This window comes from Bacteroides sp. ET225 (genome assembly GCF_024733745.1).
GTDB lineage: Bacteria > Bacteroidota > Bacteroidia > Bacteroidales > Bacteroidaceae > Phocaeicola > Phocaeicola excrementipullorum.
Window position 1 is genome coordinate 58,547 of the sequence record NZ_JANRHN010000004.1, and the last position, 24,294, is coordinate 82,840.

21 protein-coding genes and 3 tRNA genes are annotated in these 24,294 nt (G+C 48.9%); 7 read left to right on the top strand and 17 right to left on the bottom strand.

The genetic code is table 11. The annotated features are described in order from the left end of the window. Positions 1–42 precede the first annotated feature (42 nt). The gene (locus tag NW212_RS02925) at positions 43–750 is read right to left on the bottom strand and encodes a M48 family metallopeptidase (RefSeq protein ID WP_258337149.1); all 708 of its coding nucleotides are present in this window, start codon (positions 748–750) and stop codon (positions 43–45) included. A 92-nt stretch (positions 751–842) separates the two neighbouring features. Here NW212_RS02925 and NW212_RS02930 point away from each other — a divergent pair, with 92 nt between their 5' ends. Beyond that, the gene (locus NW212_RS02930; protein ID WP_258337150.1) at positions 843–1,019 is read left to right on the top strand and encodes a DUF4250 domain-containing protein; all 177 of its coding nucleotides are present in this window, start codon (positions 843–845) and stop codon (positions 1,017–1,019) included. 102 nt (positions 1,020–1,121) lie between these two features. On the opposite strand, the gene NW212_RS02935 is transcribed toward NW212_RS02930, so the two are convergent. The 4 genes from NW212_RS02935 to NW212_RS02950 form a co-directional block, all read right to left on the bottom strand. After that, positions 1,122–2,129 (bottom strand): class II fructose-bisphosphate aldolase, encoded by a 1,008-nt coding sequence (locus NW212_RS02935; protein ID WP_258337151.1) that lies wholly within the window; start codon positions 2,127–2,129, stop codon positions 1,122–1,124. Between the two features lie 267 nt (positions 2,130–2,396). Beyond that, positions 2,397–2,470 (bottom strand) — tRNA-Asn (locus tag NW212_RS02940). A 21-nt stretch (positions 2,471–2,491) separates the two neighbouring features. Continuing rightward, a tRNA-Asn gene (locus NW212_RS02945) sits at positions 2,492–2,565 on the bottom strand. A gap of 22 nt (positions 2,566–2,587) precedes the next feature. Next, positions 2,588–2,661, bottom strand: a tRNA-Asn gene (locus tag NW212_RS02950). Positions 2,662–2,919: 258 nt separating this feature from the next. Here NW212_RS02950 and NW212_RS02955 point away from each other — a divergent pair. Next, positions 2,920–4,620, top strand: a complete 1,701-nt coding sequence (locus tag NW212_RS02955; protein ID WP_258337152.1) for a S41 family peptidase — start codon at positions 2,920–2,922, stop codon at positions 4,618–4,620. A 94-nt stretch (positions 4,621–4,714) separates the two neighbouring features. Here NW212_RS02955 and NW212_RS02960 read toward each other — a convergent pair whose 3' ends face one another. The 6 genes from NW212_RS02960 to NW212_RS02985 all read right to left on the bottom strand — a co-directional run bounded on the left by NW212_RS02960 (position 4,715) and on the right by NW212_RS02985 (position 11,511). After that, entirely contained in the window at positions 4,715–6,559 is a 1,845-nt protein-coding gene (locus NW212_RS02960) for a 4-hydroxy-3-methylbut-2-en-1-yl diphosphate synthase (RefSeq protein WP_258337153.1), read from the bottom strand. 8 nt (positions 6,560–6,567) lie between these two features. Continuing rightward, positions 6,568–7,077: a 5-(carboxyamino)imidazole ribonucleotide mutase gene (gene purE / locus NW212_RS02965; RefSeq protein WP_258337154.1), complete on the bottom strand. Its 510-nt coding sequence runs from the start codon at positions 7,075–7,077 to the stop codon at positions 6,568–6,570. A 17-nt stretch (positions 7,078–7,094) separates the two neighbouring features. Next, a complete protein-coding gene (gene gcvH, locus NW212_RS02970; RefSeq protein WP_258337155.1) occupies positions 7,095–7,478 on the bottom strand; it encodes a glycine cleavage system protein GcvH in 384 nt (127 codons plus the stop codon). Between the two features lie 32 nt (positions 7,479–7,510). Next, positions 7,511–8,107 carry a hypothetical protein gene (locus NW212_RS02975; RefSeq protein WP_258337239.1) on the bottom strand — a complete coding sequence of 199 codons (597 nt, stop codon included), beginning with the start codon at positions 8,105–8,107 and terminating at the stop codon, positions 7,511–7,513. Positions 8,108–8,207: 100 nt separating this feature from the next. Then, the gene (gene rpoN / locus NW212_RS02980; RefSeq protein ID WP_258337156.1) at positions 8,208–9,689 is read right to left on the bottom strand and encodes an RNA polymerase factor sigma-54; all 1,482 of its coding nucleotides are present in this window, start codon (positions 9,687–9,689) and stop codon (positions 8,208–8,210) included. 157 nt (positions 9,690–9,846) lie between these two features. Next, positions 9,847–11,511 carry a nucleoside kinase gene (locus tag NW212_RS02985; RefSeq protein ID WP_258337157.1) on the bottom strand — a complete coding sequence of 555 codons (1,665 nt, stop codon included), beginning with the start codon at positions 11,509–11,511 and terminating at the stop codon, positions 9,847–9,849. 217 nt (positions 11,512–11,728) lie between these two features. Here NW212_RS02985 and NW212_RS02990 point away from each other — a divergent pair, with 217 nt between their 5' ends. Next, entirely contained in the window at positions 11,729–13,636 is a 1,908-nt protein-coding gene (locus NW212_RS02990; RefSeq protein ID WP_258337158.1) for a histidine kinase, read from the top strand. Between the two features lie 133 nt (positions 13,637–13,769). Next, positions 13,770–15,161, top strand: a complete 1,392-nt coding sequence (locus tag NW212_RS02995) for a BACON domain-containing protein (RefSeq protein ID WP_258337159.1) — start codon at positions 13,770–13,772, stop codon at positions 15,159–15,161. Positions 15,162–15,224: 63 nt separating this feature from the next. Here NW212_RS02995 and fucP read toward each other — a convergent pair whose 3' ends face one another. The 4 genes from fucP to fucI all read right to left on the bottom strand — a co-directional run bounded on the left by fucP (position 15,225) and on the right by fucI (position 20,456). Continuing rightward, complete coding sequence (gene fucP / locus NW212_RS03000; RefSeq protein ID WP_258337160.1) at positions 15,225–16,541, bottom strand: L-fucose:H+ symporter permease; 1,317 nt, start codon at positions 16,539–16,541, stop codon at positions 15,225–15,227. A gap of 106 nt (positions 16,542–16,647) precedes the next feature. Beyond that, positions 16,648–18,033, bottom strand: a complete 1,386-nt coding sequence (locus NW212_RS03005; protein ID WP_258337161.1) for a rhamnulokinase family protein — start codon at positions 18,031–18,033, stop codon at positions 16,648–16,650. Further along, positions 18,030–18,665, bottom strand: coding sequence for a class II aldolase/adducin family protein (locus tag NW212_RS03010; protein WP_258337240.1), 636 nt, complete (start codon positions 18,663–18,665; stop codon positions 18,030–18,032). The genes NW212_RS03005 and NW212_RS03010 overlap by 4 nt, the downstream gene beginning before the upstream one ends. A gap of 18 nt (positions 18,666–18,683) precedes the next feature. After that, on the bottom strand, positions 18,684–20,456 hold the full coding sequence (gene fucI / locus NW212_RS03015) for an L-fucose isomerase (protein WP_258337162.1): 1,773 nt from the start codon (positions 20,454–20,456) through the stop codon (positions 18,684–18,686). 196 nt (positions 20,457–20,652) lie between these two features. Here fucI and NW212_RS03020 point away from each other — a divergent pair, with 196 nt between their 5' ends. Beyond that, on the top strand, positions 20,653–21,516 hold the full coding sequence (locus NW212_RS03020) for an AraC family transcriptional regulator (RefSeq protein ID WP_258337163.1): 864 nt from the start codon (positions 20,653–20,655) through the stop codon (positions 21,514–21,516). 83 nt (positions 21,517–21,599) lie between these two features. Here NW212_RS03020 and NW212_RS03025 read toward each other — a convergent pair whose 3' ends face one another. Both NW212_RS03025 and NW212_RS03030 read right to left on the bottom strand, forming a co-directional pair. Then, entirely contained in the window at positions 21,600–22,457 is an 858-nt protein-coding gene (locus tag NW212_RS03025; RefSeq protein WP_258337164.1) for an FKBP-type peptidyl-prolyl cis-trans isomerase, read from the bottom strand. Positions 22,458–22,477: 20 nt separating this feature from the next. Further along, entirely contained in the window at positions 22,478–23,062 is a 585-nt protein-coding gene (locus tag NW212_RS03030) for an FKBP-type peptidyl-prolyl cis-trans isomerase (RefSeq protein WP_258337165.1), read from the bottom strand. Between the two features lie 230 nt (positions 23,063–23,292). Between NW212_RS03030 and NW212_RS03035 the strand changes: the two genes are divergently transcribed. Further along, positions 23,293–23,991: an NAD-dependent deacylase gene (locus NW212_RS03035; protein WP_258337166.1), complete on the top strand. Its 699-nt coding sequence runs from the start codon at positions 23,293–23,295 to the stop codon at positions 23,989–23,991. Between the two features lie 76 nt (positions 23,992–24,067). Further along, positions 24,068–24,232, top strand: coding sequence for a rubredoxin (gene rd, locus NW212_RS03040; protein ID WP_258337167.1), 165 nt, complete (start codon positions 24,068–24,070; stop codon positions 24,230–24,232). Positions 24,233–24,294: the final 62 nt, after the last annotated feature.

Sequence of the window (24,294 nt, forward strand, 5' to 3'; positions counted from 1 at the left end):
ATTTTGTCCCGATAAACCGGGAAGGCGATTTCTTGACATAAATCAAAAAGAAGTGTGAAAGCCGCGAAGTTCATTCCTCAACTGGTGCGCATGGCCCTCCGTCATCGCATCAAGAAGCTCCCAGAAGCGGGGACCGTGATTCATTTCTTTCGTATGTGCCAGCTCGTGAAGAATCACATAGTCCATCAGATGCGACGGCACCAGCATCAGATAACACGACAGGCTGATAGTCTTTGCCGCCGTACAGCTCCCCCATCTGGAACGCGCTCCCGTAATCCTCACCTTACGGTAAGCAAGCCCGTAACGTCCCGCCCACTCGCTTACCAGCGGAGGAAGGATTTCGGCCGCCGATTTCTTCAGCGCACGAAGAATGGCACCGCGCACAAGTTTCTGCACTTCCTTCAAAGAAAAGTCGGTATCGTGCGGACAATAGATTTTCATTTCGCCGGAATCCGTCTGACGGACCGTGAAACATTTGAGCCTGCTCGGCTCAAGAGAAAGCCGGAAGCATTCAGCCTCAATTCTGAAATCGAAATCAACCGGCTTTGCCGCCACCCTGCTGTATTGCTCCAACAAGTCTTCACGGTGCTGGGAGATGACCTGCAACACCCGCTCGATTTTTGTGTAGGGCGGCACAGTCACCTGCAATCCTTCAGGCTTCACACGCACCGTGATGTTGCGCATTCCGCGGCGCAGGGCCAACGTGATGCGCCCGAAATCCTTATCCTCAATATAACGTTTTGCTGACATAACGCGGCAAAGTTAGAAAAATACGCCATAACCGATAACAAGATAAGCGGAAAAACAATAACTTTGCGCGGAAAAAACAACAAGTCAAGATTATGGAACTGCCCAAAGATCCGATGATGCTTTACAGCTTCATCAATATGAAACTCAGAGATTTTTATCCTTCACTGGATGCGCTTTGCTCAGACTTGAATGTCAGCAAGGACGAAATAGTCAAGAGCCTGAAAGAGGCGGGCTTCGAATACGATGCCAAGCAAAACAAGTTCTGGTAATTTCCAGCCGGAATAAAATCGGGAGAAATCTGACACATTAAAAAAGGCTGCCCATCCGGACAGCCTTTTATCTTTGTTATAAGGTGTATAGACTTAATTCTATCAGCACTGAGCCAACTTGCCGTCAGAACCCAGAACGTTAAGAATTTTATGTTTGTACATCTTTTCCATTTCGTCACGAGCCGGACCCAGGTATTTGCGAGGATCGAATTCAGCCGGTTTTTCAGCGAATACTCTGCGGACAGCTGCAGTCATAGCCAAACGAGAGTCTGAGTCGATGTTGATCTTGCAAACAGCAGACTTGGCAGCCTTACGCAGCTCTTCTTCCGGAATACCGATAGCAGCTTCCAGCTTGCCGCCATACTGATTGATCATATCTACATATTCCTGAGGAACAGAAGAAGATCCGTGAAGAACGATAGGGAAGCCCGGCAGTTTTTCCATTACAGCGTCCAATACATCGAATGCCAATGGAGGAGGAACCAGACGTCCGGTCTTCGGATCCAGGTGGCACTGTTCGGGTTTGAACTTGTAAGCACCGTGAGAAGTACCGATTGAGATTGCCAGAGAGTCGCAGCCTGTGCGTGTAGCAAAATCAATAACTTCTTCAGGGTTAGTATATGTATGGTGTTCTGCAGAAACTTCATCTTCTACACCGGCCAATACGCCCAGCTCGCCTTCAACCGTTACATCAAACTGATGAGCATATTCAACGACTTTCTTAGTCAAAGCAACGTTTTCTTCGTAAGGCAGATGAGAACCGTCAATCATTACAGAAGAGAAGCCGAGGTCTACACAAGATTTGCAAAGTTCGAAAGAATCTCCATGGTCAAGGTGAAGAACGATTTCAGGATGTTCGCAACCCATTTCCTTAGCGTATGCTACAGCACCTTCAGCCATGTAACGCAGCAAAGTCTGGTTTGCATAGTTACGTGCGCCTTTAGATACCTGAAGAATAACCGGAGATTTAGTTTCAACAGAAGCCTTGATGATAGCCTGCAACTGTTCCATATTGTTGAAGTTGAAAGCCGGAATAGCATAGCCACCCTTAATTGCTCTAGCAAACATATCTCTAGTGTTTACCAGACCTAAATCTTTGTAATTAACCATTGTTGTAAATATTATAGTTGTTAATAAATGATTTCCGTATGCAAATGTAGCAATAAAAGTGGAACAAGCGCGTTCCGCGAAAAAGAAAATATGTCTGACAACACATATTGTTGACATAAATCATTACATTTTTACAACTGAGAAACACAGATGCAAAGTGTATATTGCAATTGACAAACCACAAATGTATTAGGATATGGACTCTATATAAGGACGGATTCTTTTAAAAGAAAAAGAGGAAACATGCGCCCACATTTCCTCTGAAAGCTCTTCAGGTTGGACTTGAACCAACGACCCTCTGATTAACAGTCAGATGCTCTAACCGACTGAGCTACTGAAGAAGATAAAGTATTCGAAAAAAGCTCTTCAGGTTGGACTTGAACCAACGACCCTCTGATTAACAGTCAGATGCTCTAACCGACTGAGCTACTGAAGAAGATAAAGCATTCAGAAAAAAGCTCTTCAGGTTGGACTTGAACCAACGACCCTCTGATTAACAGTCAGATGCTCTAACCGACTGAGCTACTGAAGAAGGTTTTTCTCAATTGCGTGGCAAAGGTAGCAGGTTATTTTGAATTATGCAATATCTTCGCAAAAAAAATGTCGTTTAATACTGAAAAATATGGCATTTCGCCCTGCTTTCTTCATCACGACACTACAATTGAATGACATTTTATGCCCGAAAAGCCATGATGAAAACAAATTAAGTTAAATATTGGCACAGTTCTACAACGGTGATTAGAATTATGTGTTTATTTGCGGTCTGTAAATTCAGAAAAAGACGGATATTATGAATACAAGAAAAACTTTGGCCGGGATTTTTACAGTTTTACTGGGATTCGGCCTGGCCAGTTTCCAGGGAAAAGAAGACGACAGGAACTTTCAGATAGCAAAGAACCTTGACTTGTTCAATGCGATTTTCAAGGAGTTGGACATGTTTTACGTAGACACCATCAAACCGGAAGAGATGATCCAGAACGGAGTGGAAGGCATGCTTGCCCTCACAGATCCTTATACGGAATACTATCCGGAAGAAGAAGTAAGCAGCCTGAAAGAAATGACCACCGGAAAGTACGGGGGCATCGGAGCAGCCATACGCTATTATGAGGCAAAAGACCGCATCGCCGTTGTGGAGCCGACAGAAGGAATGCCTGCAGCAGAGGCCGGAGTCAAGGCGGGTGACATCATCCTCTCCGTAGGCGGAAAAGAGATGGTTCGAGGCAACATGAAACCCCAGGAGTTTTCATCCAAGGTCAGCGAGGCACTGCGCGGCGAGCCTGGAACATCATTCATACTGAAAGTCCTGCGGCCTCTGAAGAACGACAGCACTGTCCTCGAATTCCAGATTACCCGGAAAAATATCCGCACAAACCCTATCCCCTACTACGGCATGGTACGCGACAGCATCGGATACCTGTCGCTATCCAGCTTCACTGAAAATTCAGCGAAGGACTTCAAGAAAGCATTCATCGAACTGAAGCAGAAAGGAGCAAAATCATTGATCATCGACCTGCGCGACAATGGCGGAGGTTCACTGGCCGAAGCGGTAGACATTGTGAATCTTTTCGTTCCGAAAGGAAAGGAAATTGTTATAACAAAAGGAAAGTTGAAACAAGGACAAGGATCTTTCAAGACGCAAAGCGAGCCGGTCGACACACAGATTCCTATAGCCGTACTGGTGAATGGCGCCACAGCATCGGCGTCCGAAATCGTCAGCGGCTCGATGCAAGATCTGGACCGTGCCGTCATCATCGGCACCCGCACCTTCGGTAAAGGACTGGTGCAGACCATCCGTCCGCTGCCGTACAACGGAACGCTGAAAGTTACTACATCCAAATACTATATTCCCAGCGGACGCTGCATACAGGCCATCGACTATGCAAAAAAGAATGCGGACGGCTCCGTTGCCCGTATTCCGGACAGCCTTACCCATGTTTTCCATACAGCCGCAGGACGTGAGGTGCGCGACGGCGGAGGAATACGTCCGGACATTGAAGTAAAAGGCGACCGCATCCCGAACATAGTGTTTTATCTGATGAACGACGATCTGATTTTTGATTACGCCACCCAGTATTGCTGGGACCACCCGGCACTGGCATCTGTAGATGCGTTCAAGCTGACAGACCAAGATTACGAAGACTTCAAAAAGCTGGTGAAATCACGCAAGTTCACTTACGACAGACAAAGCGAAAAAGTGCTGAAAAACCTGAAAGAGGTCGCCGAGTTCGAAGGATACATGGATGAAGCAGCCGAAGAGTTCAAAGCGCTTGAAAAGAAACTGAACCATAATCTCGACAGAGATCTGGATGTTTTCGCAAAACCGATCAAAGAATATATATCACAGGAAATCGTCACACGCTATTTCTACCAGCGAGGAGCTGTAATGGAACGCCTGAAAGACGATGACGACCTGAACAAAGCGATCGAAGTCCTTACAGACACCAAACAATACGACCAGATCCTGTCAGCACCATCCGGAAAAGACAAATGACCGGAACGCCTCAAAGCAGCATCGGCGGCATTCTCCCAAGCTGACAATTGCACGGAAAAATGCCGCCGATGTTTATTATATACCCAGTCCTATTTCAGACCTGCATATCCGGTTCGTTAGCCTTGATCAGAGCTATCAGCTTTTCCACAGCCTGCTCTTCCGGAATGTTCTTTTCCACGCATTCCTTCTTCTTGTACAGGCTGATCTTTCCGCGGCCCGCACCGACATAGCCATAATCGGCGTCAGCCATCTCTCCCGGCCCGTTCACAATGCATCCCATAATGCCGATCTTCAGCCCGCGCATATGAGAAGTCGCCGCTTTGATGCGCGCAATGGTCGACTCCAAATCATACATGGTGCGTCCGCATCCGGGACACGAGATATATTCTGTTTTTGACGTGCGCACACGTCCAGCCTGCAGAATCCCGAAAGCAATTTCATCAACCTTCATGTCGGCAATGTCATTGCCATGATTATACAAAAGGATGCCGTCGCAGAAACCGTCGAAGATCAACGCGCCCATATCCGCTGCTGCCTTTATTTCCAGATCCTCAATTCCCTTTTCCTGGTAGAACTGGAAGAAGACAAGCGGATTATGCAGCCCTTCATTCATCAGCTGATGAGCTATGCCGCGAAATTCTCCCAAACGGTTCGGATGATTGCTTTGAGCCACCAGCACCACTTCCGGATGGCACTTCAGACAAGCTATAGCTTCTTCATTAAGTCCCAGATAGGATACAAACAGAAACTTCATGGCTGCACCGCAATGATGCAGGCCAACCAGCTGCTCTGTATTAAAGGCCGGCCAAACATTCTCGCTTCCGTCCCATACAGCCCCATCCACAATATAGCCGATATCTTCCCGGCGATTTCCCGGCATCGACAGCCCGCAATAGATATAGTCGGGCTTGAACTGCCCGCTCACCTCCATATTGCCATTCAACCGGGCAGATATAACTACAGGCAAATGCTCGCCGCCAATATTGCGGACAGCCTGCGTATGCCGGCGCGACGGATTCGTATAGCAGAATTCCGGAGCCTCTGCCCCCGGAATATACGGATGATTCTCGCGTCCGGCGATATAGTTGACCAACTTGCGTGCCACCGGAACCTCCGCTTCTGGAGCTTCGCTCAATGACACACGGATGGTATCTCCCAATCCGTCGGCAAGCAATGCGCCGATTCCCAAAGCCGACTTGATGCGCCCATCCTCTCCGTCACCGGCTTCAGTCACTCCCAGATGCAGAGGAAAAGCCATTCCTTCCTTCTCCATCTGCTCCACAAGCAGACGCACGGTCTTCACCATCACCACCGTATTCGATGCCTTGATAGAAATGACCACATTCATGAAATCCTCCTCCACACAAATACGCAGAAACTCCATGCATGACTCTACCATGCCTTCGGGAGTGTCACCGTAACGCGACATGATACGGTCGGACAACGAGCCATGATTCACACCGATGCGGATAGCTGTATGATTTTCCTTGCAGATGTTCAGAAACGGCACGAAACGCTCACGAATCTTTTCTATCTCTTTCGCATATTCCTCGTCCGTATATTCCATTTTCTTGAACGTGCGGGGCGAATCAACATAATTTCCCGGATTGATGCGCACCTTTTCCGCATACAATGCGGCAACGTCTGCCACATTCGGATTAAAATGCACATCGGCAATCAAAGGCGTGCTGTATCCCTGCGAGCGGAGAGATATATTGATATTCTTCAGATTTTCAGCTTCGCGTACACCCTGGGTGGTAAGGCGCACATACTCGCCCCCCGCTTCGACAATGCGCTTGGCCTGTTCCACACAAGCATCCGTATCCATCGTAGACGTATTGGTCATGCTCTGCAGACGGATAGGGTTAGCGCCACCCAAAGGAGTGGCGCCAACATATACTTCAATCGCCTGACGGCGAAAATAATTGAAATAGTCCATCAATTGAATCAATTTGTCTTATAAGCGTATTTTACTTCCTTCAACTCTTCGTTGGCCTTTACGATCTTGTTTTTCAGCCCTTCCTTATAAGCCGCAAATTTCCCGGACAGTTCCTCGTCTGCCAAAGCCAGCATCTGGACAGCCAGAATAGCCGCGTTCATCGCTCCGTTGATGGCAACCGTAGCTACAGGTATTCCCGGAGGCATCTGCACTATCGAATAAAGCGCGTCCACTCCGTCCAGCGCAGCCCCCTTCACAGGAACGCCGATAACCGGCAATGTCGTATTGGCTGCAATGACTCCCGGAAGTGCAGCTGCCATTCCGGCGGCCGCAATGATCACTTTGATGCCTCGTCCGGCAGCCTCTTTCGCAAACTTCTCCACCTCGGCAGGAGTGCGGTGGGCCGAAAGAGCGTTCATCTCAAAAGGCACCCCCATTTCATCAAGCAGCTTGGCAGCCTTCTCCATAACCGGAAGATCCGACGTGCTGCCCATAATGATACTTACAATCGCTTTCATTCAGCAGTTTCTGTTTTTTATTGTTCGTTGATAATTCCTTTATATGCTTCCGCATCGAGCAATCCTTCCATTTCTGACACATCCGACGGACTGAGCTTGATCAGCCATCCTTCACCATACGGATCTTTGTTCACGAGCTCCGGATGCTCTTCCAATTCCGGATTCACTTCAAGCACCTCTCCTCCTACCGGAAGGAACAGGTCGGAAACCGTCTTTACAACTTCGATCGTTCCAAAGACCTCTCCTTTTTCCAAAGTTTCACCTTCGGTTGTTATATCCACAAAAACAATGTCGCCCAACTGCTCCTGAGCATAATCTGTTATTCCGACATAGGCGACGTCACCGTCGATACGAATCCATTCATGTTCGCTGGTGTACTTGACATTGGTTGGAAATTCCATGATGATATAGTTTTTAAAGTTAATATTGACATTCAAATAAACAAAATTCCGATGACTCCACAAAACAATCCGATAAAAAATCCTCCGGCAACTTCATTCAGCGTATGCTGGCGCACGATAATCCGCGCCGAGCCAAGAAGCCCGGAAAGCAGAATGAAAAAGCAAAGCCAGCCGATGGGGTTGAAGCGGAAGATGAAGCTGTAAGACAGCAGTCCGCCCACCATCATGCCGCTGCTGGCCATGTGCGTGCTGATTTTCCAACGGAAATTGACGGCCGAGCAGATAACCATGCAGATCAAGGTAGCCATCACAATCCCGCTCATGTAGCGCGGAAGATGAATCCTGTACATTGCTATAAGGCAGGCCACATAGCTGATTATCGTCATGAAATAAGGCACGTAGCGTCTTTTCCGGGCGCCAAGCTCATACAAAGTCCATCCGTTGATCTTCTGGAACAGGTAGATGCCGAGCATCGGGACAAAAATGGTAAAACAATAGACAAGTCCCAAAACCGCCAGCTTATATTTCAGCGGCATGATGTTCAGGTATGTAAAGAAGAAGAGCAGCACAAAGGCAAGAAAAGGAACCATAAACGGCGTGAAAATGGCAGAAACAATCCGCGAAGCCATAACCAGCTTCCCGTCCGCTTCATGCCGTTCCCGCTCCCTGCCATGCTCATGATAGGTGAGTTCGTCAGGTATATTCGTTGTTACTCTTTCTTCCATAGGCTTATCTTCTCAACCGTGCCACCGGTATGTTCAGTTGCTGGCGATATTTAGCCACGGTACGCCGCGCGATAGGATATCCCTTTTCCTTCAGCATGTCTGCCAGTTCGTCATCGGTATAAGGCTTCGCCTTGTTTTCTCCGTTCACGCATTCCTTCAAGATGCGCTTGATTTCGCGCACCGACAGTTCCTCGCCGCTTTCAGTCGTATACCCGTCGCTGAAGAAGAACTTCAGCGGATAGATTCCGAAGTTGGTCTGCACATACTTGCTGTTGCTCACCCGCGAAACGGTAGAAACGTCGAGTTTCGCCCTTTCTGCCACATCTTTCAGAATCATCGGCCTCAGCAACGACTCGTCGCCTTCCTCGAAGAACGGCCTCTGCAAGTCGATGATCGCCTGCATGGTGCCCATCAATGTCTGCTGCCGTTGCTTCACCGCGTTGATGAACCCCTGGGCAGCGTCCACTTTCTGCTTGAGGAACATGAAGGCATCCTTCGACTCCTTGCTCTGGTTTGCCTTGTTGCGGGTATGCTCGTCAAGCATGTCTGCAAACTCCCGGCTCAGGCGCAGTTCAGGAACATTCCGGTTGTTCAGGCTTAAAGTGATCGAGCCGTCGTCCCCCGTTTCCACGATGAAGTCGGGCACAATCTGCTGCAGGTTTTTCCCTATAGCCTCTCCCATCGAGCTTCCCGGACGCGGATTCAGTTTGGTCAGTTCAGCGACCGCCTCGTTATATTGCTGCTCCGTAATGTTCAGTTTCTGAATGATTTTCTCCTTGTTCTTCTTGGTAAAGTCGTCACAGCACTTGCTGATGATGTCATACTCAATCTGCTTGAGCGGAGAATCCTCTTTCCGTTTGATTTGGAGCAGCAGGCACTCCTGCAAGCTGCGCGCTCCGATTCCCGCCGGGTCAAAATCCTGAATGACCGCAAGCACACGCTCCAACTGTTCCGGAGTTGTATAGACTCCCTGATAAATGGCCAGTTCGTCAGCAAGCGTATCGGTCGACTTGCGCAGCAGCCCGTCATCGTCCAGCGACCCGATGAGATACTCGCCCAACTGTTTCTCTTCCGGCGTGAGATGCTGCATGTCAAGCTGCTCTTTCAAGGTTTCATAAAAAGAAACCGTATCCGAGAAGGGTATGTCTTCTGCCTTGTCGTCCTTCGAGCGGTTGTTCTCCTGAAGCTTGTAGTCCGGAATGTCATCTTCCGTGCGGTAATCGCCCAAAGAGATATCCTCGCCCATATCCGTATTGGGAGAGCCGTCTTCATCCTTCGTATTGTAGTCTTCATCAAAATCGTCTTCCGTTCCGGATATTTCCTTGCCCTCTTCCAAAGCCGGATTGTCCAGCAATTCGGCATGTATGCGTTCTTCCAGCTCTACAGTGGGCAGCTCCAACAGCTTGACAGCCAGTATCTGCTGGGGTGAGAGTGTCTGCACCTGCTGCTGTGCCTGTGTCTGAATCTGACGTGAACTTTGTGCCATTTGGTTATTCCTGTTAGTTGGTAGTTGAATGCAAAAATAATAATTTAAAATGAATATCGGCATTCATGCGGACAAAAAGAAAAAAGACCCCGTCATCGCAACCTCTTCACTGAAGAGATAAGAATGACGGGATATCGCCAAAGAAGTCCGGCAGAAGTCAATAATTGAAGCTGCTTCCGCCCAAAAACTCGCGCAACAGAGAGGTGGGCGGAAGCTCGCTGTCCTGCACAGAAACGAAGTAATCGAGGAAACGCAGCAAGCGATAAGCCTCCGAGTATTCCGGGCTGCGCTTGGGCACTTTCCGCAGCACCGGCTCCACATGGTCTTTCAGAACCGGAAGTTCGAAGAGCAGCGCCGAATTGAACATTGCGTCCGCATTTTCCTGGTAAGGGAATATCCATTTCTGCTCTCCGGCACGCACACTGGGCCAGCGGGCTATTGTGGCCTCGGCCGAGTAGTTGCGGTATTTATAGTCGCGGATGATGCGGCGCAGCAGGCGGTTGTCCGTCGTCGGTATGTAGTTGTGATTGTCCAACAGAATGGTTGTCAGCGCCGACACATAGATCTTATACTTGTTTTCGGCCGGGATACGGGGAGTCAGGGCAGGATTCAGCGCATGAATCCCTTCCAGAATCAGAACCATGTTGTCGTCAACACGCAGCTTCTTTCCGCTCATCTCGCGCCTGCCCGTTGTGAAGTTGAAGCGCGGAAGTTCGATTTCCTTCCCTTCGATCAGCGCATTCATCTGCTCCTCAAAAAGAGGCAGGTCGAGGGCATAGAACGACTCAAAGTCGTGGTTCCCTTCTTCATCCAGCGGAGTGTCTTCGCGGCTCACGAAATAGTCGTCCAGCGAAATGGGATAAGGCCTCATGCCGTTCGTTATCAGCTGGATGCTGAGCCTCTTGCTGAACGTCGTCTTGCCGGAAGACGAAGGGCCTGATATGAGCACCAGCTTCACGCGCTTCCCGTTCTGGCTGCGGCCGGCTATCTCGTCCGCTATCTGAGCGATTTTCTTCTCCTGCAGCGCTTCCGAAACGTTGATAAGCTCGGTTGCCCGCCCCTCACGGCATACAACGTTCAAATCTCCCACGGTACTGATCCCCAGAATCTGGTTCCAGTGATGGTATTCCTGAAACACATCGAGCATCTTTTCCTGCTTCACCACGTCCTCCAGCTTTTCGGGGTTCGTCTTGTTGGGAATGCGCAGCAGCAGTCCGTCGTAATATTTCACGATATCGAAACGGCTGATAAAGCCCGTGCTCGGAACAAGGCTGCTGTAATAGCAGTCCACCGTATCGCCCAGACGGTAATAATAAGAGTAAAGCTGGCCCGAAGTGGCAAGCAGCTTCGCCTTGTCAAACATCCCCCGTTCTCCGAACAGACGGACAACATCGTCCGTATGGCATTCCGTGCGGACAAAAGGAATGTCGGCGTCAATAATCTCCTGCATCCGCTGCTTGATGCGGATGGCATCGTCCAGGCCGATGGAGCGGTCGATGTGAAGCTTGCAGAAATATCCCTTCGAAATGGGATGCTCCAGCGTAACGCTTCCGGCAGGATAGAGGTCGTCTACCGCCTTTGCCAGGATAAACACCAGCGAACGTACATACGTACGCATACCCGAATCGCTTGTGATGTCAAGAAACTCCACATCCTTATTGAAATAGACACGGAAAGTAAGGCTTTCCACTTTGTTGTTCACTTTCGCACTCACAGGCCCGTAAGGCATTTGCAGGCCGAATCCGTCATAGATGTCCAGCAGAGAGCTCCCTTCGGGGAATTCTTTGGTCTGACCGTTGTTTTTACAGTAAATCTGCAGCATAATTTTTTCCGTATTGCTATCAAGAGCACATTAATCGGGTGTCAAGTTAGTCATTTTTCTGCTGCCCGCATCAGCCTCCGCCCTCCTAATGGCACGCACGGCATCCATTTTATGTTTTTTTAGCGGAACGGGTTTTTCAGGCCGTCATTTGCACTTTGAAGAATCTTTCTTATTTTTGTCCCCGATACCATTCGAACACATTTTGTCAAGAGATATTATGAAAACAACATGCACCCTTTGCTGGCTATTGCTCTTTTTATTGTCCGCCCGCGCCGACAATGCAAGCCTTGACCAGTTCCAAACACAGCTCAAACACGCGCTGGATGCCGGAAACAGCGACAGCATTGCCGCGGCATATTGCAGAATGAGCGAATATTATGCATACCGCAACTCCGACTCCGCGCATTTCTTCTGCAAGGAAGGACTGAAATATGCCGACAAGAACAAGCCCGAACCTTACCTGACACTGATAAACAATCTGGCAGACACCTACTTCTCCGCCGGAAAGATGGACATCGCCACCCAGCTCTTCCTTTCGGCAGACAAAGAAGCGGTGCGCCTCGCACACAGCCGCATGTTCCGCGTGTCTGTCCTCACATCAACCGGAGTGACCTACCGGAGGCGTGAAATGCCGGATTCCGCCCTGTTCTACTACAACAAGGCCCTCGGGCTGCTGGAAGGAGAGGAAAATTCCATTTCCGAAGAAATCCATCTGCTGACCAGCATCGCCGTGCTCTACGCCAACACATCCCGGCTTTCGGAAGCCGAAAACTATGTGCGGCGCGCCATGAAAAAGGCAGAGAAATGCGACGACATGGATATGACACTCTATGCGGCCGCAACCGCAGGAAGCATCTTCATCCTGCAAAAGAACTATGCGGAAGCGTCCCGGGTTATCCTTCCGGTTCTGGAGAAAGCCCGGCAGCAGCAGAAGCCGAAGTTCGAGCTGAAGTGCCTTACGTTCCTGCTGAGCATTTTCCGCCAGACAAACAATAAAGATTCGATCAATCACTACATGAAAGAAGCCGACAAGGCCGCGGCACTTCTCCCCGAAAATTCGACGGAGGTCATGGGATACCGTGAAACGCAGTTCCAGATTCTCTCTTCATTGGGGAAATATCGGGAAAGCCTGGCCATACAGCACCGCATCCTGAAAGAAGGAAGCCAGAACATACAGACTCCTGTCGACAACCTGTACAAGCTGATGGCACGCAACTATGCCAAACTGAACGAATACAGACAGGCCGCTGCATACTATGAGAAATGCATCGCCGCATCCGACAGCCTGCGGAAAGAAGCCATTGACGCGGAACTCTCGGAGCTGACCGTAAAATACGAAACACAAGAAAAAGAACTTGAAATAGCCCGGCTCAACGAAGAGCAGCTCAGCCAGAAAGCCCAAACGATGAGATGGACCATCGCAGCCATCGGACTTTCCGGCATCTTGCTTTTACTCGCCTTATGGTATGCATTGAGCCGCCGGCACGCCAAAAGAAAAGAAGAGCTGAATGTGGCACGGAGCTATATCGAAGGACTGGAACAGGAACGGGCCAGACTTGCCAAGGAGCTGCACGACGGAGTGTGCAACGACCTGCTGGGCATAGGCCTCCAACTTCAGGCACTGCCCATACCCGAAGATTCCAGAAACTATCTGCTGAATCTTACCGAACAAATACGCGAAGACGTAAGGTCTGTGTCGCACGAACTTATGCCGCCCAAATTCCAGCACACAACACTCGATGAAATGGCGGAAGCCTATATTGCCCGGTTCCACATGCCTCATTCCATACAAGTAACGATGAACAAGGAATGCAAAGGAAAAGAATGGCGCGAAATCCCGGAACGGACGGCTTACGAAACTTACCGCATCATGCAGGAACTGCTTTCGAACATCGTCCGCCACGCCAATGCCACCAAGATAGAAATCGGCCTGCTGCTTGAGGAGCATACGCTGACCCTTCGCATCAAAGACAACGGAAACAGAACCGGCAAATGCCCCGAAACTGCAAATGCCGGCGGCATCGGACGGACAACTATTGCCGAGCGGATTAAAATTACCGGCGGAACGTTCGCGGAAGAAACGGATGCGGACATGCAGGTCTTTACGCTTACAATTCCTTTATAGTCATTAAAATAGATCGATACAGACAGACAAAATCACTGTTTTCCATGATTTCTGTTATGAGGAAATTAACTTTCTTTGCAATTGTATAAAGAACGTATTCCGAAAACCATTGTCTAACATAAATAACAGAATCATGAAAAAGTTATTGTTACAGAGCATTTGCCTTATTCTGACGCTTGTCTGGGCAGGATGTTCGGAAGAAGAGGAAACATTCAAGAGTCTGATCCTTACGGAAGGAACGCAAACCACACAGACCGTCTATGCCGACCAGACGTCCGGCACGGGAGGAGGAATAAGCTTTACGGCTGCAACAGACTGGACGGCAACCGTAACGGATGTGACTTCGAGAGCAGAAGCAGGGTCTGTCACATGGCTTACATTGAGCCAATACAGCGGAGGGCCGGGCGAATATACGCTGACGCTGACCCTCACGGCAAATCTGACGGGAAAGACGCGTAAGGCACAGATTGAAATCCGTTGCGGAAACGATGTGATAACCATCACCGTAGAGCAGAAGGCTGAGAACGCTGACGGAAATATGCCGGGAGCACCGATTCAGAACATGATCTATCCGGCAAAAGTCAGCAAGATTTCTTATCGGCCGAACTATTATTGGAGAGAATATACATCAACTGATGAATTTGACCTTGAATTCAAGTATGATTCAGAAGGGCGCATCGCTGAATACATCTGTTCAATCCCTAGCTATTCGGGCAATATGACCGCTTCGTTCGATTACAGCATCGTGGGAGAGATACGGGCAACGGAGAGATTTAACGGCGGAGATGAGAAACGCTATACGCTGGTATTGGGAAGCAACGGATATGTATCGAAGATGGAAACGGAAGCTACAGAGTATGATCCGGCCATCATTTACGACTTCTCATACGATGATACCGACCATCTTTCGGAAATCGCATGGGAGTCAGCGTATGGTACTCAATACAGCTTGAAATATACCTATAAAAACGGAGCTGCCGAATATACCTATTTGGATAGTATCAACGGTTATTCGATAAAAAATGAAAACAAATACGGCACAACCCCGAACAACACGCTCAATATCGACCCGAACATCTTGTTTGAAGGTATGGAATATCCATCATACGCAAGCGACGAACCTGAGTGCCTTGATTATCTGGCCTTGTTGAGATTCATCGGAAAACGGAGCGACTATTATGTATCTTTCAACGAAGATGGACTGGTTGGTACGAATTCTCCAGTAGAAGGCTATCCGGCAGAAATGATTGGAAAAGAAATCCGCAAGACTTACAGTACGTCCGATGTAGTGACCGATGATCTGGCTTATGACTTAAGTGAAAACGGACGGATCAATTCCATCACCAAGACAGAGCATGTCACTGTAGAAGAACGGGAATACTATATAAAGGTATTAGACAGATTGGTCGATCCATGGAATCCGGAGCTGGGATATGATTACGAAAGAGTAGAGGGAAGCGACAAGCTCATAAGCACCTCTAACGGAACGAACACCTATACCTATACATTCACTTACGCCAACTAAAAAAATCCTTCTCCATCCTCTTCTTGAAAAGGGGATGGAGAAGAACAACTGCAGCCAATACTGCTATGACCATTTCTTCTGATAGGAACGGTGGCCATAAAAGACAACAATCACAAAGCAGATAAACGGCAATACAAACGACAAGTTGACGGACGGCATCCCCCACAATTCATGCAAATCAATAATGGAAGCTTGAAGCGGAGGAAGTATTGACCCGCCCAAGATGGCCATAATCAGGCCGGCGGCCCCGAATTTGGCATCCTCCCCCAGTCCTTTCAAAGCAATCCCGTAGATTGTGGGAAACATCAAAGACATGCAGGCTGATACACCTACGATACAATACATGCCGAGAATGTTCTGAAAAAACATCACTCCAAGCGTAAACAGAGCCGCGCCAATACCCAACGCCCGCAACAGCTGCCCGGGATTGAAGAAACGCAGCAAAAAAGTGCAGACGAAACGGCTCACGCAGAATACCGCCATAGCAAGAATATTAAACTTCTGAGAACGCACCTCAGCCATTTGTTCGGCCATCCCCATATCCATAAACAAACGGGTTCCGTACTGAATGATAAACGTCCAGCACATAATCTGCGCACCCACGTAAAAGAATTGTACGATTACTCCCTCACGGTAACGCTGAACCTTGAAAAGACGTTTCAGCGTAGGGATGAAGTCTATCTTCCCCGAACCATCCCCATTCTTAGGCATTTTTATCAGACGGATCAGTATCAGCACGCAAAGCGTAGCCAACCCTATCACCAGATAAGGAGCAATAAGTGTAGACAAGTCTGCATCGCGTACGGCCTCAAATTCGCTGTCTGAAAGCAAGGCCCTTCCTTCCGTATCCAGCGGATGCAGCCGGCGCTGAATAAATTCCATCGCCACATACATGCCCAGCAAAGCCCCCATCGGATTAAACGCCTGAGCCAAATTAAGACGACGCATAGCCGTTTCTTCCGCCCCCATGGAAAGGATGTAGGGATTGCAACTGGTTTCAAGGAAAGACAGTCCGCAAGTCAATACAAAATAGGCTATAAGGAAAGGATAATAATCGCCGGTCATTTTGGCAGGGAAGAACAGGAACGCTCCCAAAGCATACAGCCCCAGTCCCAGCATGACACCGGCCTTATAAGAATAACGGCGTATGAACATGGCTGCCGGAAAGGCCATGGCAAAATAGCCTCCATAGAAGGCAACCTGCACGAGTGTACCTTCCGTGACGCTCATGCGAAAGATTTTGGAAAAAGCTTTCACTAAAGGGGTAGTAATGTCATTGGCAAATCCCCACAAGGCAAAACAGCTCGTGATGAGCACGAAAGGAATTATGGCTGCCCACGAGCCGTCCCCGACTACAGGTATTTTACGAGTGCTTTTCATGGTTTGTTTTCTTTTAGTTTAGATTTTATTTATAGAAAGAGGGGGCTTCCCTGAGCCAGTTTGCCGGGAAACGACGGTCCTCAAAAGATATCCCTCCATCCGCCTGCTAATTTATCGCATGAACATCATTTTTGTTTTCAATCACTCCGCAGGCTTCAGCCTGTACCAGGATATTGCCTACAGCCGTCGCTTCTACCGGACCTGAAATGACCGGAATGCCCAACGCTTCTTCCGTAAGCCGGTTAAGCAAACGATTCCGGCACCCTCCGCCGATAATATGCAGGCATTCCACCGGACGGGGGAGCAACGCATTCAAACCGGCCAATCCCTCGCGATAGCGTACAGCCAGCGACTGCAACACGCAGCGCACATATTCTCCCTGCGTAACCGGCACCGTCAGGCCGTGCGACCGGCAATAAGAAACAATAGCAGCTTCCATATCATCCGGATGCCGGAAATCAGGAGCGTCTACATCAATACAAGGAACATCCGTCACTTTCTCTGCCTCAGCTATCAGAAAGTCATAATCAGCCTGCAATCCTTTGGCGGTCCATTGACGGACAAGACATTGCAAAATCCATAAGCCGGTAATATTCTGAAGGAAACAGATATTCCCGCCTACTCCGCCTTCATTGGTAAACCCTGCAACCCGAGCATCTTCGGTCAATAAAGGTTCATCCATTACGATGCCCAGCAACGACCATGTGCCGGAACTGAGAAACGCACTTACTTTCCCTTTCCGGAAAGGAACAGCATAAACCGCACTTGCCGTATCATGCGACCCCACCGATATGATCTTGACTGATGCAGGCAAGCCCACTTCTGCCGCGACATCCGGACATAAGGTGCCACGCACTGATCCAGGCATCAACAGTTTATCTTCGAAAAGATGAGCCGGAAGACCTAATCCTTCAACCAACGGACGGCTCCACTCACGCCGTTCCGCATCCAGCATTTCGGAAGTCGAGGCAATGGTATATTCATTCCCCGGAACTCCTGTCAGATAATAGGCGAACAAATCCGGCATAAACAAGAGGTGACGTGCTTCCTGCAGCCATGCCTTATTCTCCTTTTTGAGCGCATAAAGCTGGAACATTGTATTGATCGGCATCACTTGAATGCCCGTTTCCGCATAATGCGCTGCAACATCGATCCTGCCAAACACCTCCTCCGGCACATGCTCCGTAAACGCATCCCGATAGCAAACCGGATTTCCCATCAGGTTACCGGCAGCATCTACCAGGCCGAAATCCACTCCCCACGTATCAATGCCTATGCTCAAGATATCCGTATACTTCGCAGCGGCCCGGCGCAAGCCTTCCTTCATTTCTTCAAATAGAGCCGGGAAATCCCAATACAAATGACGGCCGATGCGTATCTGACGGTTGGAAAAGCGATGCAGTTCGTCCAGCACCAGCTGACCGTCATTCACCACACCCGCAATCACGCGGCCACTCCCGGCTCCAAAATCAACTGCTAAAAAAGTACTCATTGCTTCTTGTTCAGAATGTAATTTTCCAAATCTTCGATTTCAGCCTGGTTCAGCACCTCATAAGAGCCTCCAGACAAAACGATGATACGGCAAGCCATCTCAAAGAACATGGCCCGTTCGAACACCTCGTCAAACCCTTTTCCGCATACAACCTGTCCATGCTTGCGCAACAGGCAAGAATTATGATTTGCCAAAGCTTTCTTTACATGCTCTGCCAGTTCGGGCGAACCCGGACGGAAATAAGGAATGACCGGTATTTCGCTGCCCACATGGCAAGGTATCTCCGCCGTGACATTGAAGTCTGCCGGCATGTCTTTCATACAAGCCACAGCCGTTGCATAAGGTGACTGAAAATGCAGCACTACGTCTACATCCGGACGTTCGCGCATGATTCCCAGGTGAAAGCCGCTTTCCATAGAAGGCCTCACGCCGTTCAGCACCTCTCCCGTAGACACATGGCACACAGACACCTGGTCTTTCCTCAATGAAGGCACCCACGAACCGGTTCCCGAAACGAGAGCCTCATCTCCAATGCGCCATGAAATATTGCCGCTGCTGCAAATTGTCAACCCTGCATCACCCACACGGTGTGCCTGCTGTATGAACTGTTCAATCTGTTCGTTAGAAATCATCTTCATCTCCTCCTTTCATTACTTGTAAATGGGTCCGTATGCAGCACATGCGCGATAATCAGCCCCTTCCTTATCCATTCCAAAAGCATTCCATGCAGCCGGACGGAAAATCTTGTCGTCCTCTACATTGTGCATACATACCGGTATACGAAGCATGGAAGCCAAGGTTATCAGATCCGCTCCGATATGTCCATAGCTGATAGCACCATGGTTAGCCCCCCAATTGTTCATTACAGAATAAACATCACGGAAAGCCGGCTTGCTGCACAAACGCGGAACAAACCAGGTTGTAGGCCACGTAGGATCTGTACGTTTGTTGAGCACCTCAAATATTTCAGGATCTACATCAGCCGTCCATCCCTCGGCTATTTGCAGCACCGGTCCAAGTCCCTTTATCAGATTCAGGCGCGACATGGTGACAGGCATTCCACCTTTCGACAAGAAATTGCTGGAGAAACCTCCGCCACGGAAATAGTCACGGTCGGCCGGAAGCCAGTTCGTTGCTTTCAGACAAGCCTCTGCGTCCTGTTCCGTCATCTCCCAGCAAGGCTTCATGCAAGGTTTCCCGGCTGCATCCGTACTTGCTCCTGTGGCGTCCAGCGTTGTGGCGCCCGAATTGATCAGATGAATCATACCGTTCGAGGCAATACCCGTCAGTTCCTTTCCCGTTACGCGTTTCACGGCTTCCGGACTCCAATAGGTACGCACATCGCTGAACATCTGCCCGCATCCTGTCAGCAAATTGCCAAACAGCATTGCTACGGCATTGCAAGAATCGTTCTCTGTAGCCAACACATAAGCCTTTCTTATGCCGTTCCAGTCAAACGTGCTGCACATCAAAGCCTCCGTAAAGTCACCGTTCGGCTTCCAGTCCGTCCATTGGCGCTGTCCCTGGAAACCGGCAGCAATGGCATGATGGCCGATAGCCTCCTCTTTAAATCCCAGTTCACGCAGTTTCGGATTACCCTGCATCAGATCTCTGACAATCAGAGTCATTTTCACGACAAATTCCCAGTCGGCATCCTTCTGTTCCCGAGTCTTCTGCCGTTCAGGACGATTCTTGTCCCATCCTTCGTTCGACTTGCAGTACTTTTCAGTCCAGGCCATCGCCTTTTCAAACTCTTCATGATCATAAATGCCTTCGTCCATACGGCGCAGGATTTCCGTTTCATCCACGCTTTCGTTCCGCATGCCCAAATATTCCTGGAAGAAGTTCTGGTCTACAATACTTCCCGCAATGCCCATACACTGGCTTCCGACAGACAGATAGCTCTGGCCGCGCATTTGTGCAACGGCAATGGCTGCACGTGCCCAACGCAATATCTTCTCCGCCACATCATCCGGAATCGAATTATCATCCGCATCCTGTACGTCATGTCCATAAATGCCAAATGCAGGAAGTCCCTTCTGGGCATGGCCAGCCAACACTGCCGCAAGGTATACAGCTCCCGGACGTTCCGTTCCGTTAAAACCCCACACGGCTTTCGGCCAGTAAGGATTCATATCCATCGTTTCTGATCCATAGCACCAGCAAGAAGTGACAGTAATCGTTGCACCGACACCCTCACGCTCAAACTTCTCGGCGCAAGCGGCACTTTCACCGACACGGCCTATCGTTCCATCGGCTATTACACACTCTACCGCCTTGCCATCGGCATACTTCACCTGAGATGAAATCAAATCAGCCACGGCCTGAGCCAACTTCATTGTCTTTTCTTCCAGACTCTCGCGGACACCTCCTTGCCGACCGTCTATGGTCGGGCGGATTCCAATTTTAGGATACTTGCTCATAATATAAGAGATTTGTTGTTAATTTTGAACTGTAATGCAAAATTAGACGTTCCAGCCATTTACGAATGACACGAATCCGACATTCAATAGGACAATATCGACTTCCTGCTTTTTCTTTGCCGAAAAAAAGCGCACCCGCTTATGCATGGGCAAAAGCCTTTTGACTATCTTTGCATATCACCAGCGGAGAAACAAAATGAACAACGACATAGACCAGATGCATTTTCTTGTTCTTCACATAGGAGAAGCCTACTGCCTGAACAACTGGAACTACAAAAACATATGCAGTCCCTTTACGCGCATGTATTACGTAACGGAAGGGCATGCCCAGATCGTATTGCCCGACAAGACACAGGACTTGTATCCGGACTTCATGTATATTGTGCCGGCCTTCACTCCGCACAGCTATATCTGCCGGGAGGAATTCCGGCACTACTACATCCACATTTACAACGAATCGGGGCACGATATCCTTGAAGACTGGATACTGCCGACAGAAATAAAAGCCGAGAAAGGGATACTTTCCCGCATCAAGAAACTGCATGAGCTATGCCCGGAAATGGAACTTACGCAGACAGACCCGAAATTCTATGACAACAATTCCACACTGAACAAGAACATTCTGAAGAACAAGCAGAGGGAATTATACGCAAGAGTGGAGTCGCGCGGAATAATCTACCAGCTTCTGGCACAGTTCCTGCATCTTGCCCAGCCCAAACAATACGTAAGGGACGAGCGCATCACCAAAACGCTGGAGTATATCCGCATGAATCTGAACAGCCATCCCGACCTCGATGCGCTGGCAGCCGTTTCGTGCCTTTCGAAAGACCACTTGATCAGACTGTTCAAAAAAGAAATCAACATGACTCCACTGGCATACATCAATAAAAAGAGAATTGAAAATGCCCAGCTCAAACTGGTAACTGAAACCACACCGATAAAAGAAATCGCCTACCAGCTGGGATTTGAAGACCAAACCTATTTCAACCGCATGTTCAAGAAAATGACAGGACTGACACCCATGAACTACCGCAAAAGCTTTCATGACACCGGGCTGTAAGAGCTGCTTCCGGGGGCAACATAAAAAAATCCTCCGCCCTTTTTGAGAACGAAGGATTCTTACAGTCTATAATATCTATCGGTTTATTTCTCGATGCTCACCAGTTCCACTTCAAAAATCAGCGTAGAGAACGGCTTGATCTTACCAGTCTGACGAGTTCCGTAAGCCAGTTCCTGCGGAACATACAGTTCCCACTTAGATCCTACAGGCATCATCTTCAGCGCTTCCTGCCAGCCTTTGATCACACCTCTTACAGACATCGTTGCCGGTTTGTCCTTAGAGCTGTCGAACTCTGTTCCGTCAATCAGCGTACCTTTGTAGTTCACTTTCACTCTTGACTTTTCGGTCGGCTTTTCACCGTTGCCCATCTTGATCACTTTATACTGGAGTCCGCTCTCTGTAGTCTGGATTCCTTCCTTCGACTTGTTGCTTGCCAGGAAGTCTTCGTTCTGCTTCTTATATTCGCCGAACTTTTCTTCCAGAGCCTTCACGCGGATAGCTTCAGACTTAACTTCCACATACGCATTGGCAGAGTCAGCTGTAGCCATACCGTGTCCCTTCACCGTTGCGATGAATCCTGCAAGGAAGTTATCCTTGTCAATAGTCTTAGTTGTGTCTTCGCCAAAGATACGTTTGTTGGTATAGTCAAACATTTCGTCGTTGCTGATCTGCTGGCCAATCTGAATACCTGCCAGATATGCCTTTTCTTTCGCGTCAGTTTCCTTGCAGCCCTGTTCCAGACCTTTGATGAAGTCTGCCACGTGAGCCGAGTCAATGCCCAGACGTCCGTGAACGAAATCCATCAGGCCGCGTGTGTTTGCTGCACCCAACATATAAGAAAGCGTGTCGACATCAGTTTTCAGGTTCGCTTTCGGACCCTGCGCACATGATGCAAGTCCCGCAGCAGCGGCAAGCACCATAAAGAATGTTCCTTTTTTCATTTGCTTTTTCTAATTTTTTATTATAAAACTTCGATTAATTCCACTTCAAAAATCAGTGTGCTGTAGGGAGGAATCATATCGCCTGCTCCCTGCACGCCGTATGCCAGTTCCGAAGGAATATAGAGTTTCCACTTCGCTCCTTCCGACATCAGCTGCAGAGCTTCCACCCATCCCTTGATGACCTGGTTTACGCCGAACACGGCCGGTTCGCCGCGCTTGATGGAGCTGTCGAACAGTGTGCCGTCGAGCAGCGTGCCCTCATAATGGCAGCGCACGCGGTCGGTAGCTTTCGGCTTCTTCCCGTTTCCTTCCCTGATCACTTCATACTGCAATCCGCTGGGCAAAGTCACTACATTGGGATTGTTCCGGTTTGCATCGAGAAAAGCCTTTCCCTGCGCTATATTTTTTTCGTTGACGCTTTTTTCAAGCTCAGCAAAATAATTGTTCACAATCTCACGCGCCTCATTGTGCGTAATGGCTGTCTTGTTACCTTCCAGCACATCTTTTACAGCCTGGGCGAAATCATCGGCATTCAAGTCTTTCGCTCCCATACTTAACAAGTTCTGACCGATTCCAAGGCCAATGGCATAACTGAATTTGTCCATACGATAGATTTAAATCTTTACATTATTTTATTCTTGCGCGGCAAAGGTATCCTTTTTCCATGAATATGAGGAATTTTGACTGATAAAATTTCTTATTTCAGAAGATATGCATCCATCCCGCAGAAAAGAGCCTTCATCTTTTTTCCATAAACTGAAAGCACTTCCGGACACATGCATTCATTTTTATCGCTACATTTGTAAAGTCAAACAAAACATTAGGAGGAACTAAAATGAAGAATCTGGTTGTACTGACGGGAGCCGGCATGAGCGCTGAAAGCGGCATCAGCACGTTCCGCGATGCGGGAGGACTTTGGGAGAAATATCCCGTGGAACAAGTGGCCACACCCGAAGGCTATGCCGCCAACCCGGAACTGGTCATCAATTTCTACAATGAGCGGAGAAAGCAGCTGCTCGACGTGAAGCCCAACCGGGGGCACATCCTGCTGGCCGAACTGGAGAAGGATTTCAACGTGACAATCATTACGCAGAATGTAGACAACCTGCACGAACGCGCCGGGAGCAGCCATGTCATCCATCTTCACGGAGAACTGACAAAAGTGACATCAAGCCTGCAACCGAACAATCCGAAGTGCATCAAGGAGCTGAAGCCGGACGAATACTGCGTGAAGATGGGCGACAAAGCCGCCGACGGATCCCAGCTGCGCCCGTTCATCGTATGGTTCGGCGAACCTGTCCCGATGATCGAAACGGCCATCGACCATGTGATGAAAGCCGACATCTTCGTCATCATCGGCACATCGCTGAACGTCTATCCGGCCGCAGGCCTGCTGAACTACGCTCCGGCCGATATACCTGTCTATCTGATCGACCCTAAAGAGGTGCATATCGGCTCTGGAAGAAGGGTGAACGTAATCCGCATGGGAGCTTCGGAAGGTGTTGAAGAATTAAAAAAAATGTTATTGCAATAATCAGTTGAACAAATTCTTTTTATATTTGTTTTTGATTTAAACGAACAATGATTACTAACTTAAAACAAAGCAGATTATGAAAAAATACGTTTGCACTGTTTGCGATTGGGTTTACGATCCTGAAATAGGCGATCCGGATGCAGGAATCGCTCCGGGAGTTGCTTTTGAAGACCTCCCCGAAGATTGGGTTTGCCCGGTTTGCGGCGTAGGAAAAGAAGATTTCCAACCGGTAGAAGAGTAAAAGAACGGAGTCTGGAACTCCACCTAAGCATAGGAGGATGCCGCGCTGCGGCATCCTCTTTT

Coding starts and splice junctions, on each gene's coding strand:
- rpoN (WP_258337156.1), bottom strand. CDS start 9,689: ATGGCACAAAGTTCACGTCAGATTCAGACACAGGCACAGCAGCAGGTG.
- NW212_RS03030 (WP_258337165.1), bottom strand. CDS start 23,062: ATGGACAAATTCAGTTATGCCATTGGCCTTGGAATCGGTCAGAACTTG.
- fucI (WP_258337162.1), bottom strand. CDS start 20,456: ATGAGCAAGTATCCTAAAATTGGAATCCGCCCGACCATAGACGGTCGG.
- NW212_RS02995 (WP_258337159.1), top strand. CDS start 13,770: ATGAAAAAGTTATTGTTACAGAGCATTTGCCTTATTCTGACGCTTGTC.
- fucP (WP_258337160.1), bottom strand. CDS start 16,541: ATGAAAAGCACTCGTAAAATACCTGTAGTCGGGGACGGCTCGTGGGCA.
- gcvH (WP_258337155.1), bottom strand. CDS start 7,478: ATGGAATTTCCAACCAATGTCAAGTACACCAGCGAACATGAATGGATT.
- NW212_RS02955 (WP_258337152.1), top strand. CDS start 2,920: ATGAATACAAGAAAAACTTTGGCCGGGATTTTTACAGTTTTACTGGGA.
- rd (WP_258337167.1), top strand. CDS start 24,068: ATGAAAAAATACGTTTGCACTGTTTGCGATTGGGTTTACGATCCTGAA.
- NW212_RS02985 (WP_258337157.1), bottom strand. CDS start 11,511: ATGCTGCAGATTTACTGTAAAAACAACGGTCAGACCAAAGAATTCCCC.
- NW212_RS02975 (WP_258337239.1), bottom strand. CDS start 8,107: ATGGCTTCGCGGATTGTTTCTGCCATTTTCACGCCGTTTATGGTTCCT.
- NW212_RS03005 (WP_258337161.1), bottom strand. CDS start 18,033: ATGAGTACTTTTTTAGCAGTTGATTTTGGAGCCGGGAGTGGCCGCGTG.
- NW212_RS03035 (WP_258337166.1), top strand. CDS start 23,293: ATGAAGAATCTGGTTGTACTGACGGGAGCCGGCATGAGCGCTGAAAGC.
- NW212_RS02935 (WP_258337151.1), bottom strand. CDS start 2,129: ATGGTTAATTACAAAGATTTAGGTCTGGTAAACACTAGAGATATGTTT.
- NW212_RS02990 (WP_258337158.1), top strand. CDS start 11,729: ATGAAAACAACATGCACCCTTTGCTGGCTATTGCTCTTTTTATTGTCC.
- purE (WP_258337154.1), bottom strand. CDS start 7,077: ATGAAAGCGATTGTAAGTATCATTATGGGCAGCACGTCGGATCTTCCG.
- NW212_RS02930 (WP_258337150.1), top strand. CDS start 843: ATGGAACTGCCCAAAGATCCGATGATGCTTTACAGCTTCATCAATATG.
- NW212_RS03010 (WP_258337240.1), bottom strand. CDS start 18,665: ATGATTTCTAACGAACAGATTGAACAGTTCATACAGCAGGCACACCGT.
- NW212_RS02960 (WP_258337153.1), bottom strand. CDS start 6,559: ATGGACTATTTCAATTATTTTCGCCGTCAGGCGATTGAAGTATATGTT.
- NW212_RS02925 (WP_258337149.1), bottom strand. CDS start 750: ATGTCAGCAAAACGTTATATTGAGGATAAGGATTTCGGGCGCATCACG.
- NW212_RS03020 (WP_258337163.1), top strand. CDS start 20,653: ATGAACAACGACATAGACCAGATGCATTTTCTTGTTCTTCACATAGGA.
- NW212_RS03025 (WP_258337164.1), bottom strand. CDS start 22,457: ATGAAAAAAGGAACATTCTTTATGGTGCTTGCCGCTGCTGCGGGACTT.